Here is a 13,749-nt window from a genome sequence, read left to right as displayed (position 1 = left end):
TTTCTCACTCTCTCGCAAACCTCATAATACCGTTTGCTGCCTAAAACCTAGCCTAATGAGTTGTTGATGTTGGCAACGACTCCATATTCTGCACCACATTATGACCATAGATTTGTTGTAGTTTTTGACTGGCTAAAAACGAACTGATACCACTGCCTGATAAAGCAGCAAGCACCTTTAATTTAGCTCGGTCGAGCTGAGTGCTCATATGGTACAAGGAGGCATTTTGCCTAGCATTCAATTGTATTGAACGAGTTCGTGCTAAACGCAAATTTTGGTATTGCTGCAGCGCCGCTGGCGTATGCAGTTGAGTTTTCAACAAAGCGGCGAGTACATAAGCATCCTCAATCGCCATTGCTGCGCCTTGAGCTAAAAAAGGTAACATGGGATGGCAAGCATCCCCCAATAAGGTTACATTTTTGTCTACCCAATGGCTCAGTGGTTCACGATCGTGTAAGGCCCACAAAAAAGTGTTGTGTGTTGCACCAAGTATTTCTTGAACTTGGGGATGCCAACCAACAAATAGCCCTTTAAGTTGAGCGATATCACCTTGTTGGCTCCACGATTCTTGCTGCCAGTTAGTGCGCTCTTCAACCGCAACAAAGTTAACTTCTTCACCGTTACGCAAATAATAACTCACAAAATGTTTGCCCGGACCAACCCAAAGGTTGGCACTCGGCTCTATCAGATTAGGCGGCAGATCTTTGGTTTTGACCGTGCCGCGCCAAGCAACTTGTCCAGTAAATCTGGGTTTGGACGATAAACCTAAGTTATGCAATAAGGTCGTCTGAATTTTAGAATGAATGCCGTCAGCACCAATCACTAAGTCATGTTGGATTTTTTCAGCATTGTTTAACACTAAGTCCACACCATTATTGTCGTCACGATGCAGATAGGTGCTAATTGGGCTATTTAATCTTAGTTTGACTTGGTTTTGCATACAGGCTTGATATAGAACATGATGCAGATCTGCACGATGAACATGCCAATACTCTGCTCCAAACCGCTGTAAACAATCCTCTCCTAGTGGCACTGAAAAATAATTTTTGCCACTTTGATAGTGCCGCATAATTGCATTATCAGGTCGGAAAATAGTGGGAGACAGAGCCGCAGCCAAGCCCAATTGATTCAATACCTGTACGGCATTTGGACTCAATTGCAAACCAGCGCCTACCTCACTTATTGTTGCAGCTTGTTCATAAACAGTAACCTTAAAACCCCGTTTAACCAGCGCCAAGGCGCTACATAAACCTCCAATCCCTGCACCAACAACGGCTATATTTCTAACCAAGAGTTAATCCTATATAATATTGCGAAGTGTCTTTCGAATTAAAAATTTAACAGTAAACTTTTATTAAAACAAAAGCAGTTTTAATTTTGACAATTTTGAATCTACACGTAGTCTTAATCAATAACACTTTGGCTAAATGTTTAATTTAAAAGTCATTTATGTGGCACATGTAAAACCTTACTCATGTAATGCTGGTTAACTTGGAACTTAAAGCATTGCAAATCTAAGCCGATATATATTATCTAATGGAAACGGGATACCTAGGCATGTCTAAGCGAAATCAAAATGTAATTAATGAGGAAGTGAGATTTAACCAGGGAGAAGAGCTGGTATCCACTACCGATACTCGTGGTGTGCTGACTTATGCCAATCCACGTTTTTGTCAGATAGCAGGTTTCACGGAGGCAGAATTAGTTGGCCAAAACCATAACATTGTAAGACACCCCGATATGCCCAAGGCGGCATACGCAGATATGTGGAGTAAACTTAAAGCCAAACAAGCTTGGCGTGGGGCGGTGAAAAACCGCTGTAAAGATGGGCGATATTATTGGGTTGATGCTTTTGTTACGCCAGTGTATGAGAATGGCCAATTAATAGGTTACCAAAGTGTCAGAACCTTACTAAAACCGGAATATAGAGACAGAGCCGAAGCTTTATACAGCAAACTCAATAGTGATAAAGCGCCAAGCAATATTCTTAAAGCCGCTTCGGCTTTTAAAGATGTTGCCTTTGTTGTTGTCGCTCTTCTCCTGGCTACTGTTGCCTTGTTTTATCCTTTTGTCGCGTTTTTGTTAGTTGCCCTACCCTATCTCGTTTTTAAAGGCGAACTACTCGATTTACGCCGTTATTTAACCGACCAACAAGCGAATTACGATAGCGTCTCTCGACTGATTTTTTCTGGTAGTGATATCAGTAGTGTGGCTGATTACATTAAAAAAATGGATGAGGGCCGGATTAGAACCATATTAGGCCGAGTTATTGATGGTACTAACATGCTAAGTTCAGGAGTAGTTTTATTGAAAAAAGCCTCAGTCGAAGCGAAAAAAGGCGTAGAGAAAGAAGCGCACGAGTTACATCAAGTGGTAACCGCGATAGAAGAAATGGTGGCCTCTATCAGCGAAGTGGCCACCAATACAGTAAGCACTTCGAAAAAAGTAGAATCCGTGCATCAAGATTGTAAAGTAGCTACTGATTCTATGACTCGTACCATGAATAAAGTATCTGAACTGGCTAAAGATGTGGCTAAATCTGCTAGTGCCGCCTCAGAATTAGCCAGTGAAGCCGAGAAAATTGGCAATATTATGCAAGAAATTCAAGGTATTGCCGATCAGACCAACCTACTGGCTTTGAACGCAGCGATCGAAGCTGCTCGGGCTGGAGAACAAGGCAGAGGCTTTGCAGTAGTAGCTGACGAAGTAAGAGCCCTGTCGAGCCGCACACAAAAAGCGACAGAACAAATCCAAACCTCGGTGAATGAAATTCAAACCACCTTACTTACGTGGTCAAAAACCATGCACACCGGCAAGGATTCAGCTGAAGACTGTGTGAAAGATACCAGTCAGACTCGGGATTTGGTTTTTAAAGTTTACGACGATGTCTCGATAATTGCTGATTTAACCGCGCAAATATCTACCGCCTCTGAAGAGCAAAGTATGGTTTCACAAGAAATCAGCCGTAATATAACCAATATTAATGACGCATCCAAAGTTAATCTCGAACAAGCGAATATCGTTGAATTTGAATCTGACATTATGGAAAAACGTGCCAAATCTTTAGCCTCATTAGGCTTAACTTTCAGTTAAACTCTCACACTACGGGGCTGCAATATAAGCGCCCCGTTTGTCTATAAATACTAACTTGGCTTTTAATTACCCTAAGAAGTCCTTCACTTTTCAATATGCATATTTAACTGCGTCGCAAAGCATGAAGTGAGGTAGAATTATGTCATATTTATCGCTAATGCTTTTTTATGTCTGATTCATTACCCTATTTATCGCATTACTCACCGCAAATTCAACAGCAAATTATAGCCCTCATTGAAAAAAAGCAATTGGGGGACTGGTTACGCAGTAAGTATCCGACCATACATGAGATATCGAATGACAGCGATTTGCGTGAATACGTTATTGCACTGAAGAATCGCTATATGAAAAAAACCCAGCCCCTAAGTAAGATAGTGTATGACAGTAAAATACATATTATCAATCAAGCCTTGGGTTTACACAGCTATGTTTCGCGGGTGCAAGGCGGAAAGTTAAAGAGCAAAAATGAACTTCGGGTGAGCACTCTTTTCAAACAAACACCTGAACCTTTTCTTAATATGATCGTGGTGCACGAACTTGCCCACCTAAAAGAAAAACAACATGACAAAGCGTTTTATCAGCTTTGCCAACATATGTTACCTAACTATCATCAACTAGAGTTTGAAGTAAGAGTATACTTAACTGAGTTAGACTGTAGCGGTAAGGTTTTTAATACTAACTAAGCTTGACGTGTTTAAGCGACGGTAAAATAACTTATTTAAGTGAGCCATAAATGGACTATCAGTTTTTTCGAGATGAGGGCAGTTTGCCGAATGCAAGCTGTGAGATTGCCGCTTTTGGTGATTGGTTAAGTCATGATATTGGTAGTGATAAGGCCAAAGTCGCTGAACTAATTGCCATCGTTGATTCACTACTACGCGCTGAAAAGAAGCATGTTGAATTTGTCAGCAAAGACTATCGTTTACAGCTCAATCAAGACGAGGTTGAGATTGCCGCACTATTTGTTGGTTTTGCTGATGAAGATGCCCTACCAGAAGGCACTGAGTTTGAAGACCCCTTGCTAGAGGGCTGCGGTCTCGATGATTTACAACACTTATTACTGGCCTGGCAAGATTTTATCCTAGAGTAGTCGACACTCGCAGTAAACACTCACCACTTTGGTGAGTTCTATCTTTGGAACTCCCTAAAAATGTGCACAAACAATATTCTTTAAGCCATCATAAACTGCTAAGCCTTTGATATTAATAAATTAAAAAAGTTGGCCTAAGTTCTGCTTAGTATAATTTAACGCGCAGTGAGTTCGATTAGTTCAGGGGATCATTCGTCGCGTTGCGACAAATGGTACACATATAATAATACTAACGACAGTGGCTAACGAATACACTCGCTTACAATGCAAAAGGCCTAAGCAATTTTATTGCTTAGGCCTTTTGTTCATCAGTTACTGCAATATCTACCTGAGATATTGCCCGCTTAGCTCATTAAGGATAGCTTAGGCATTATAGGTTGAAGATGCTGTATTACCGCCACGCCCAGTCCAATTGGTATGGAAAAACTCACCTCGGGGTTTATCAGTACGTTCATAGGTATGCGCACCAAAATAATCACGCTGGGCTTGTAATAAATTAGCTGGCAAACGCTCGGTGCGATAACCATCAAAGTAGTTTAACGCGGCGGTTAAACAAGGAGCAGGAACACCATTACCGATGGCATTCATCGCAACACGGCGCCACCCCTCTTGAGCGTTAACAACAGTATTAGTAAAATAATCATCTAACAACAAATTGTTTAGTTCAGGATTTTTATCGTAAGCCTCTTTAATTTTACCTAAGAAAGCCGAACGAATAATACAACCACCACGCCACATCAATGCAATACCACCGTAATTAAGATCCCAGTTGTACTCTTTGGCGGCCTCACGCATTAAGGTATAACCTTGGGCATAAGAAACAATTTTTGAGGCCAATACAGCTTGACGCAAATCTTCAATAAAGGCGGTTTTATCACCACTAAAGGTTTTAGCTGGCCCAGTTAATACCTTTGATGCAGCGACTCTTTCTTCTTTTAATGCCGAGATACAACGAGCAAATACTGATTCTGCAATCAGTGTGAGAGGTACACCTAAATCTAAAGCGATAACACCTGTCCATTTACCCGTGCCCTTTTGCCCTGCAGTATCCAGGATTTTTTCAACTAAGGGTCCACCGTCTTCATCTTTAAAAGCTAAAATATCGCGCGTAATCTCCACCAAATAACTGTCTAATTCAGTAGTATTCCACTGTTTAAAGACTTCGTGCATTTCGTCGGATGACAGGCCTAATACTTCTTTCATTATCTGATAGGCTTCACACAACAATTGCATATCACCGTATTCAATGCCGTTATGTACCATCTTAACAAAGTGACCTGCGCCATTTTGCCCGACATAATCACAACAGGGCGAACCATCTTCTACTTTGGCAGAAATAGCCTGGAAGATAGGTTTAACAGCTAGCCATGCCTCTTGCGAACCACCGGGCATAATTGACGGTCCTATTAAGGCTCCTTCTTCACCACCTGAAACACCTGCCCCAACAAAATGAATACCTAAATCAGCTAAATATTTTTCACGACGAATGGTGTCAGGGAAATGAGTATTCCCACCATCGATGATAATATCGCCTTTCTCTAAAAAGGGCACAAGCTGTTCAATTGTGGCATCAACTGGCGCACCAGATTTAACCATAATCATTACTTTACGTGGCCGCTCAAGTGACTGTACTAACTCTTCAACAGAATAAGCACCGCGGATAGAAAGACCTTGTGCACGACCGTTAATAAAGTTTTCTACTTTGTCAGTCGAACGATTATAAGCCGTAACGGTAAAACCTTTACTCGCCATATTCAGGATCAGGTTTTCACCCATAACAGCAAGGCCTATTAGACCAATATCAGATAGAGTTTTCATAGCGTTCCAATTTTAACTTGAGTGGTGGTTCGAGCGCTGCATACTTAAAACCTTTTAATTAAAGCATGCTACAGCTCGATACAATGGCACAATACTTTTAACATTACCGGTATATTTTAACCGTTAATGGAAAGCATAACACCTTTGATCGTCATAAAAATTCGTAGATTAATATCTTTATTTTCTAACAAATAAAAATATCACTCATTTAAACAATGATCTTTTATTATTGTGCTGGAGCTAAAACTAAGGTTAAGCTTTGAAAAGTGTAGAACTAACAATTTAAAAATATTAAAAGGAATGCTATGCAACGACTTGGAAGGTTTGCCCTCGTTTTACTACTTTCATTTAATTTCCCTTTGATTGCCCAGCAGGCTGATCAGTCAAGCAACGAGCAGCAAGAAGGTCCTTGAAGATATCTGGGGAAATCCGCCGGGGAGCTCAGAGGCCTTGCTTGGTATGTTGTTTAAACAAGGTACCACGCCATTTGATGGCGATGCTTGGGGCGTAAGCATTGAGTATGAACAAGACGGGTATGTTAGTGATGAAGATGCCGAGCAACTGAATTACGACAAACTATTGCTAGAAATGAAAAATGATGCCCAACAAAGCAGCCGTGCCCGAGTTGAGCAAGGTTATGATCCCATTGAATTAGTTGGCTGGGCGGCAAAACCGTATTACGACAAAACTAGCAATAAACTGCATTGGGCAAAAGAATTTAAATTCGGTGACTCAGCGACCCACACATTGAACTACAATATTCGGATACTGGGACGCAAAGGCGTGTTAGTACTGAACTTTATTGCCAATATCGACCAATTAGCAGAAATTGATCACAATATAGATACCGTATTAGCCATGGCAGAATTTAACGAAGGTTCTCGCTATAGTGACTTCGACCCTGATTTGGATGATGTTGCGGCCTATGGTATTGGCGCTTTAGTGGCAGGCAAAGTTATCGCTAAAACTGGCTTTTTAGCAGCGGCTTTCATTTTTCTGAAGAAGTTCGGCATCGTTATTTTAATTGCGCTTGGCGCATTACTGAAAAAACTGTTTTGGCGCAAAGATAACGACACAAAACTCTCTTAAAAACCAGTTTACGAGAGTGTCTAACAAACAAGGTATTTAATTTAAGGTTAACAATGAAAGTATTATTTATAGGCGGTACGGGCAATATCAGTACCGAGTCAAGTTTGCTCTGCGTGCAACTGGGCATTGAGTTAACCTTGCTGACCCGCGGAAATCGAGGCGTAGCGATCCCTGGAGCAAAATTTATTGTTGGCGATATTAATCAAAAATCTACGCAAGAACAGCTCGCTAAGCAACAATGGGATGCCGTTGTTAACTGGATTGCCTTTACCGCTGAAGATGTTGAGCGAGACATCAAATTATTCAGCAAAAATACCAATCAATATGTGTATATTAGCTCAGCATCTTGCTATCAAAAACCCGTCTCAAATCCAATTATTACTGAGTCAACACCATTGGCCAATCCTTGGTGGCAATATTCTCGTGATAAAATTGCCGGTGAAGACGCACTAACAAAAGCGTATCGAGAAACGGGTTTTCCCATCTGTATTGTCAGACCCTCTCTGACCTATGACACGGTTATACCTCTGCCAATCGGAGCATGGACTCACTACAACGTAATTGAGCGAATCAAACAAGGCAAGCCGATAATCGTTCAAGGTGACGGCACCTCCTTGTTTACCATTACGCACGCGAGTGATTTCGCTAAAGGATTTGTCGGTTTATTGGGGCGGCAAACTACCATTGGCCACGCCTTTCACATCACTAGCGATGAAAGTCTCAATTGGGATCAAATAAATCTCGCTGTCGCAGCAGCTGTGGGAATAAAGCCCAACATTGTACATATCCCTTCAGATTTTATTTGTCATGTAGCGCCCGACTATACCGGCACCTTGTTGGGAGATAAGTCGCACAGCGTGATCTTTGATAACCGCAAGATAAAACAGTTTGTACCAGACTTTTGTCCCTCGACCCCCTTTAATATCGGTATACAACAAACATTAGATTGGTTTGCAGAAAAGCCTGAACGACAGATAATCGATCATCAAGCTGAAGCGCTAAGCGACAAGATAATAAAGCAGTATCAACAAGCGTTTAACTAATTGTGCAGAAGCTGTGCAGAATTAACACAGAAGTAATGAATTTATTTTTCAGCTATAGGGGCCACTCACCTCAAGGGCTATACTTAAATCATGCGCTTATCTAATAAACTCTTTTTGTCCTTTTTAGGACTCACTACTGTCATCTTAATTGCAACACTTTCTCTTGCAAGGTGGAGTTTTGAGCGGGGCTTTTTAGACTTTATCAATGGCCAAGAAACACAGCGTTTGCAATATGTAGCTGATGAGCTAATCACTGAATATACAGCTGCAGGTAATAGTTGGATTAAGATAAAACAAGTGGGTTTAGACAGTTATTTACGCCAACACTTTAATCCTCGTGGGCAACTTCACTCACCTAGTGGCCCACGAAGGTCTCCACCTAATGGCAGAATGCCTCCAGAACAAAACGGATTTTCTAAACCCAAAGATATTGGTCCCCCCACTTTGCTGTACGATGCTGCCGATAATAGTGTATCAGGTGATGCTCGTTTCGCAGCACAAGCTACTTACATCAGCTTACCTTTGTATCTAGAAAACGAAAAAATTGGCGAATTGCGCAGTTGGCCTAAAGCGGTAAGCGAAAGCTCCTTGGCCAGTGCCTTTTCAAAAGAACAATTGTGGACCAGTTTGGTGATTGGCCTTATTTGTTTAATCTGCGCTGGACTTATGTCTTGGTTATTGACTCAGGTGTTGCTAACCCCCCTAAAACAAGTACTTAGTGGCGTATCAAAGCTGTCGAAGGGTGAATACAAATTACATTTTTCCCATCAACGTAAAGACGAACTTGGTCAATTGATGGATGATGTGCAAAATTTATCGAATGTACTCGACAAAAACCGCAGCGCCAAAAACCGTTGGTTTGCCGATATATCCCACGAATTGCGTACGCCACTAACCATACTAAGCGGCGAAATAGATGCGCTAAAAGCGGGTATTCGGCCCTTTAATCATGAGCAATTAGAGTCTTTGGAGCAGGAGACTAATAGGCTACGTCATTTGGTAGACGATTTGTATCAGTTGTCATTATCCGACATTGGCGGATTACGTTATCAGTTTGCCACGATTAATCCCAGTGACTGTTTAGCCAAAGTATTGAGCACCATGGGCCGCACGATAGAAGATAAAGGTTTAAGCCTAAAAGTTGAGTGCCAACAAGATTTATCACTGGTTGCCGATGCTCAGCGTTTAGAGCAGCTATTTATTAATTTACTGAGCAATGCCTGGCATTATACCGATATTCCAGGACGTATAGAGATCAGCCTGTCTAGACAACAACATAATATTATTATTGAGATAAACGATACCGCACCTAGCGTTAATGCAACCGAATGTGAACGTCTATTTGCCCCCCTTTATCGACAAGATTCCGCCAGAACCAGACTAAGCTCAGGGGCAGGTTTGGGTTTAAGTATTTGTCGCAATATTGTCGAGGCACACCAAGGTCAAATTAAGGCTTTGCCAAACTCGCTGGGCGGCCTAACGATCCATATCGAATTACCCAGCACAAGAGAAACCGCATGAGTCAATCGCAACAAATATTGGTGGTAGAGGATGAACCCAAAATTGCACAAATTCTGGTCGATTTTTTACAAGTGGAAGGCTTTAAAGTTCATGTACTAAAAGATGGATTGCACGCGGTTGAATTTATTAAACAAAAGCAACCTGATTTTATTATTCTCGATATCATGTTACCCCATAAAGATGGTTTAAGCATTTGCAAAGAAGTGCGTCAGTTTTCGAATATTCCCATGCTGATGCTTACCGCGCGGGTGGATGAAATTGATCGATTAATGGGTTTAGGATTTGGCGCCGACGATTACGTATGCAAGCCTTTTTCAGCTCGTGAAGTGGTTGCTCGGGTGCAAGCCGTATTGCGCAGGACTCAGCAGAAAATCACTAAATCGTTAGTCACTTATAAAAGCATTGAACTCGATCTCGAACGGTTTCAATGTCATATCGATCAGAAACTGATCGAACTAACCCCTGTTGAGTTTCGATTATTACTTACTTTAGTTAATAAACCTGCTGTGGTTTTTTCGCGGAACAGTTTGATGCAGGCAAGTTACGAAGATGACAGGATAGTGAGTTCACGCACTATTGACAGCCATATGAAAAACTTACGCAGTAAACTGGCGTTAACCAGTCCTGCGCAAGACTTATTACATTCTGTTTATGGCATTGGCTACAAAATTGAGTAGTGGCAATGGTTTGAAAACGTCACTCATAGACTATAAAGATTTTGCTCTTGCCTCTATGCTATTGAGTCTGTCAAACACTTGCATACTGGCTTTTTCCATTTTATTCAAAGCTTCTACAACTTTGTCTACTTGTCCGTCAGCCTTAGCCTTCAAAGCCTCTTTACCCGCTTGATGCAATGCAGCATGGGGTTGTTCTAATTGTCTAAATTCATTAAGTTCTGAAAATAAACGTTTACCTTCACCTTCATAATACCAGCGACCTAAACGACATTGAGTATGATCTGTAGAATCTGACTGACTCTTTTTAGAATCTGAGCGTATCATTTTGTAAATATCAACTTTCCACACCAAGTGATCTAGCTTAACCGTTTGCACAAAGGTACTAAGACTAGCGGCTGAGATAACTTTAGACATATTGGTTGCCATCTTGGCAATATCAGTCACCGAATTATTGATCGATGCAGCCGATTGCGACACATTGGCGGTTTGATCATTATTTTCGTTAATGTAGGTCGACACCTTTGACGTTTGTTCAGTTGTGGCTGAAGTCAGGGCCGATATTTTATCTGAGGCCTGCGCAGAACGCCCCGCTAAGGTTCTCACTTCATCCGCAACCACGGCAAAGCCACGACCTTGTTCACCAGCTCTAGCCGCTTCTATCGCTGCGTTTAAGGCTAATAAATTTGTTTGTGCCGAGAGGGATTGTATTTGTGAAACAAAAGATTCAATTTCTAGGGCTGATTGCGATAATTTTCCAATAGATTGGCTTATTTCGCCTGACTTGCTGGTTAGGTTTTTCAACACATCAACACAGTCAGTTAAAGTACTGCTAATATGGGCAAAATCACTTAACGAGTTTTCTAAGCGTTTTTTCTCATCCGCTATACTTTGTGCAGAAGTAGCCACCTCTTGACGCACGCCATCAAGCATATCCATCGAACTGACAAACAAGCTATTAATTACTTGTTCTGCCTTATTTTGACTAGAGGCATGTTCGGCTTCAGACTTATATTTTTGCTGAGACTTCATGGCACTGTCTAATTGTGCAGACAGGTCATGTTTGTCTTTTGTAAGCTCGCTAATTTTTTGTTCTAGTTCTTGTACTTTTTGACGATTTCCAAACATGTTTTTTCCTCATAAGGCTAAGGCAGCTAACTTATATTATCGAACCTTTAGGCAATAACATTAGCAATATAGCTTAATATTAAACCAATTCGCCTAGCTCGACTAAAAACAAAGCACGTACAAACATAATGTGGCACACATCATCTAAAAATGCTTTATTTATTGATGTTTATTTCATACTAATCCCTCTCCTTTAACAAATATAGAGAATTGAAAATTAATTATAAATTAAGCATGAAAACAAAATAAGAAAACAAGCAATAACACAATCCGTTGGCTATTTAATATAATAAGCCTCGTCACTTTATTCAAGATTCAAACGAAGTAGCAAGTTATGTTGATGTGACCAATCCCATCGCATTTTTAAGTCAAATATATTGTGATTTACATAAAAACGTAAAAAAAAAGCGAATCATGTCTGATCCGCTTGGGTTTAGTTATAACTAACTAGCACATGTAAAATAAAAAACTTATTCAGCCGCTTTTTTCTGGTAAAAGTCCCGCAGTACATACCAAGCTAACTTGCGCTCACCCTTTTCAGATAACAGACCTTTTCTATTCCAGAAATCCTGAACATTATCCAGTGGACGACGCGGTGAGCGGAAATCTTTTAAAATCCATGGCGTCACACCGCGCAAAGACGGCATGTTTTCCATCATTTCAATATTGTGCACGTAAACATCGGCTTGGAACTCTTCAGTCCAAATAACCTCTTTTTTATCATGCAAGCCTTTTAGGGCTCCTGCACCGACTTCACTCATGATGATGGGTTTTTCATAGTGGGATTCCCAGCGCAAATTACCACAATCTGCGGGCTTGGCAGAATACCAACCGCAATAGCTGTTGATGCCGATAATGTCTACGTACTTAGCCAAGGGATCATCGATAAGCTTACCGTTAGCTGAGGTACTCTGTGTATCCATTGCTGCCGTGATAAGTCTGCTTGGGTCAAGTGCACGAGCTTTTTTGATAAGGTTGCCCAAGAAGACAAGACGATCATCTTGAACAGGCGTTTCGTTAGCCACGGACCACATGATAACAGCCGCGCGGTTTTTATCTCGAGTGATCATCTCAGTGAGTTGTTTTTCTGCTTTGGCATACACGTCTTTACTATCAAACATCACGGTCCAGTAAACAGGAATTTCTGACCACACCAAAAGACCTAGTTCATCAGCTATCTTAAGCATCATTTCATTATGTGGATAATGGGCTAATCTGACAAAGTTACAGCCTAATTCTTTGGCCCATGTTAACAGGGTACGGGCATCTGCTTCACTCCATGCACGACCACCGCCGAAGGGAGATTCTTCATGAATACTGATACCACGTAAAAACATCGACTTGCCGTTAACAAAAATTTCAGTGCCTTCGACCTTCACAGAACGGAAACCAATTTTATCTTTTACAGTTTCACCATTAAACGCGAACGACACTTCATAGAGTTTAGGAGCTTCAGGCGACCAGAGGTTTGGGTTAGCTTTGATGTCAAAGCTGGCCATACCCTTAGCATCCAATTTTACATTTGTATTAATTTTTAGCTCTGGAATCGAGACGGTCACTTCATCTTTTTTGCCGGGTGAAGACACGCTTACCATACCGATTACGCCATCGCCTTTATCGTTTAAACGAACGGAGTAATCAGCAAGGTATCGCTCAGGCAGTTCCAGTAAAGAAACAGAACGGGTAATACCGCCATAGTTCCACCAGTCAGTATTAACAGTAGGCACCTGATCGCGCTCACGGCGATTATCCACTTTAACAATCACAAAGTTGTCTTTATCTTTGATTTGCTCAGTGACATCAAATTGGAAAGAGGTAAAGCCGCCTTCGTGTTCACCTACTTTAGTACCGTTTACATAGACTATTGCTTTGTAGTTAACTGCGCCAAAGTGCATGACATAACGCTTATTTGTGATTTTTTCGACATTGAAACTCTTTTCATACCAAACGGTCCCTTCATACAAAAAGAGTTGCTCTTCCTGAGTATTCCAATCACCTGGTACGTTAATTAAGGGCGCCGTAGCAAAATTGTATTCAACTAAATCGCCTTTATCTTTGGCTTTAGCATTTTTAAAGTAGCCGTTTTCGTGCGGCTCGTAACGATGGTTATAATAACCGTTTTCATAAGGATCTAATATGCGATGCCATTGACCATTTAAGCTTATGTGCTGTCGTGCGCCCGCATTTTGCACATACTGGTCCAAATTACTGGCCATGCTAGTAAACGACAAAAGCATTATCACTAATGTGACTATGCTGGTTATTCGAGAAGAGTGTTTCATATGTTGCTCCT

At 41.2% G+C, this 13,749-nt stretch carries 11 protein-coding genes; 7 read left to right on the top strand and 4 right to left on the bottom strand.

Annotation, left to right across the window (positions count from 1 at the left end):
• Positions 1 to 52: 52 nt before the first annotated feature.
• Complete coding sequence (locus ABKW31_RS00225) at positions 53 to 1,291, bottom strand: FAD-dependent monooxygenase (RefSeq protein ID WP_348614102.1); 1,239 nt, start codon at positions 1,289 to 1,291, stop codon at positions 53 to 55.
• A gap of 266 nt (positions 1,292 to 1,557) precedes the next feature.
• On the opposite strand from ABKW31_RS00225, the gene ABKW31_RS00220 reads away from it, so the two are divergent.
• The 3 genes from ABKW31_RS00220 to ABKW31_RS00210 all read left to right on the top strand — a co-directional run bounded on the left by ABKW31_RS00220 (position 1,558) and on the right by ABKW31_RS00210 (position 4,183).
• Positions 1,558 to 3,093, top strand: coding sequence for a PAS domain-containing methyl-accepting chemotaxis protein (locus ABKW31_RS00220; protein ID WP_348614101.1), 1,536 nt, complete (start codon positions 1,558 to 1,560; stop codon positions 3,091 to 3,093).
• A 167-nt stretch (positions 3,094 to 3,260) separates the two neighbouring features.
• Positions 3,261 to 3,776 (top strand): M48 family metallopeptidase, encoded by a 516-nt coding sequence (locus tag ABKW31_RS00215; RefSeq protein WP_348614099.1) that lies wholly within the window; start codon positions 3,261 to 3,263, stop codon positions 3,774 to 3,776.
• 50 nt (positions 3,777 to 3,826) lie between these two features.
• Positions 3,827 to 4,183 carry a YacL family protein gene (locus tag ABKW31_RS00210; RefSeq protein ID WP_348614098.1) on the top strand — a complete coding sequence of 119 codons (357 nt, stop codon included), beginning with the start codon at positions 3,827 to 3,829 and terminating at the stop codon, positions 4,181 to 4,183.
• Positions 4,184 to 4,546: 363 nt separating this feature from the next.
• On the opposite strand, the gene gnd is transcribed toward ABKW31_RS00210, so the two are convergent.
• Positions 4,547 to 6,001, bottom strand: a complete 1,455-nt coding sequence (gene gnd / locus ABKW31_RS00205) for a decarboxylating NADP(+)-dependent phosphogluconate dehydrogenase (protein WP_348614096.1) — start codon at positions 5,999 to 6,001, stop codon at positions 4,547 to 4,549.
• A 363-nt stretch (positions 6,002 to 6,364) separates the two neighbouring features.
• Between gnd and ABKW31_RS00200 the strand changes: the two genes are divergently transcribed.
• The 4 genes from ABKW31_RS00200 to ABKW31_RS00185 all read left to right on the top strand — a co-directional run bounded on the left by ABKW31_RS00200 (position 6,365) and on the right by ABKW31_RS00185 (position 10,331).
• Positions 6,365 to 7,090 (top strand): DUF2167 domain-containing protein, encoded by a 726-nt coding sequence (locus ABKW31_RS00200; RefSeq protein ID WP_348614095.1) that lies wholly within the window; start codon positions 6,365 to 6,367, stop codon positions 7,088 to 7,090.
• Positions 7,091 to 7,143: 53 nt separating this feature from the next.
• Positions 7,144 to 8,133 (top strand): NAD-dependent epimerase/dehydratase family protein, encoded by a 990-nt coding sequence (locus ABKW31_RS00195; protein ID WP_348614093.1) that lies wholly within the window; start codon positions 7,144 to 7,146, stop codon positions 8,131 to 8,133.
• Between the two features lie 90 nt (positions 8,134 to 8,223).
• Positions 8,224 to 9,654 carry an ATP-binding protein gene (locus ABKW31_RS00190; protein ID WP_348614092.1) on the top strand — a complete coding sequence of 477 codons (1,431 nt, stop codon included), beginning with the start codon at positions 8,224 to 8,226 and terminating at the stop codon, positions 9,652 to 9,654.
• The gene (locus ABKW31_RS00185; protein WP_348614091.1) at positions 9,651 to 10,331 is read left to right on the top strand and encodes a response regulator; all 681 of its coding nucleotides are present in this window, start codon (positions 9,651 to 9,653) and stop codon (positions 10,329 to 10,331) included. Before ABKW31_RS00190 ends, ABKW31_RS00185 begins: the two co-directional genes overlap by 4 nt.
• Positions 10,332 to 10,361: 30 nt before the next feature.
• Here the strand turns inward: ABKW31_RS00185 and ABKW31_RS00180 are convergent, their stop codons facing one another.
• Positions 10,362 to 11,456 (bottom strand): methyl-accepting chemotaxis protein, encoded by a 1,095-nt coding sequence (locus tag ABKW31_RS00180; protein ID WP_348614090.1) that lies wholly within the window; start codon positions 11,454 to 11,456, stop codon positions 10,362 to 10,364.
• 470 nt (positions 11,457 to 11,926) lie between these two features.
• Complete coding sequence (locus tag ABKW31_RS00175; RefSeq protein WP_348614088.1) at positions 11,927 to 13,738, bottom strand: glycoside hydrolase family 2 TIM barrel-domain containing protein; 1,812 nt, start codon at positions 13,736 to 13,738, stop codon at positions 11,927 to 11,929.
• Positions 13,739 to 13,749: the final 11 nt, after the last annotated feature.

Source organism: Paraglaciecola sp. 25GB23A, assembly GCF_040012495.1.
Lineage (GTDB): Bacteria > Pseudomonadota > Gammaproteobacteria > Enterobacterales > Alteromonadaceae > Paraglaciecola.
This window is presented reverse-complemented; position numbering and strand designations above follow the sequence as displayed.

What these genes read in the sequence shown, in the direction of transcription:
- ABKW31_RS00220 (WP_348614101.1), top strand. Translation starts at nt 1,558, where the DNA reads ATGTCTAAGCGAAATCAAAATGTAATTAATGAGGAAGTGAGATTTAAC.
- ABKW31_RS00215 (WP_348614099.1), top strand. Translation starts at nt 3,261, where the DNA reads ATGTCTGATTCATTACCCTATTTATCGCATTACTCACCGCAAATTCAA.
- ABKW31_RS00210 (WP_348614098.1), top strand. Translation starts at nt 3,827, where the DNA reads ATGGACTATCAGTTTTTTCGAGATGAGGGCAGTTTGCCGAATGCAAGC.
- gnd (WP_348614096.1), bottom strand. Translation starts at nt 6,001, where the DNA reads ATGAAAACTCTATCTGATATTGGTCTAATAGGCCTTGCTGTTATGGGT.
- ABKW31_RS00195 (WP_348614093.1), top strand. Translation starts at nt 7,144, where the DNA reads ATGAAAGTATTATTTATAGGCGGTACGGGCAATATCAGTACCGAGTCA.
- ABKW31_RS00190 (WP_348614092.1), top strand. Translation starts at nt 8,224, where the DNA reads ATGCGCTTATCTAATAAACTCTTTTTGTCCTTTTTAGGACTCACTACT.
- ABKW31_RS00185 (WP_348614091.1), top strand. Translation starts at nt 9,651, where the DNA reads ATGAGTCAATCGCAACAAATATTGGTGGTAGAGGATGAACCCAAAATT.
- ABKW31_RS00180 (WP_348614090.1), bottom strand. Translation starts at nt 11,456, where the DNA reads ATGTTTGGAAATCGTCAAAAAGTACAAGAACTAGAACAAAAAATTAGC.
- ABKW31_RS00175 (WP_348614088.1), bottom strand. Translation starts at nt 13,738, where the DNA reads ATGAAACACTCTTCTCGAATAACCAGCATAGTCACATTAGTGATAATG.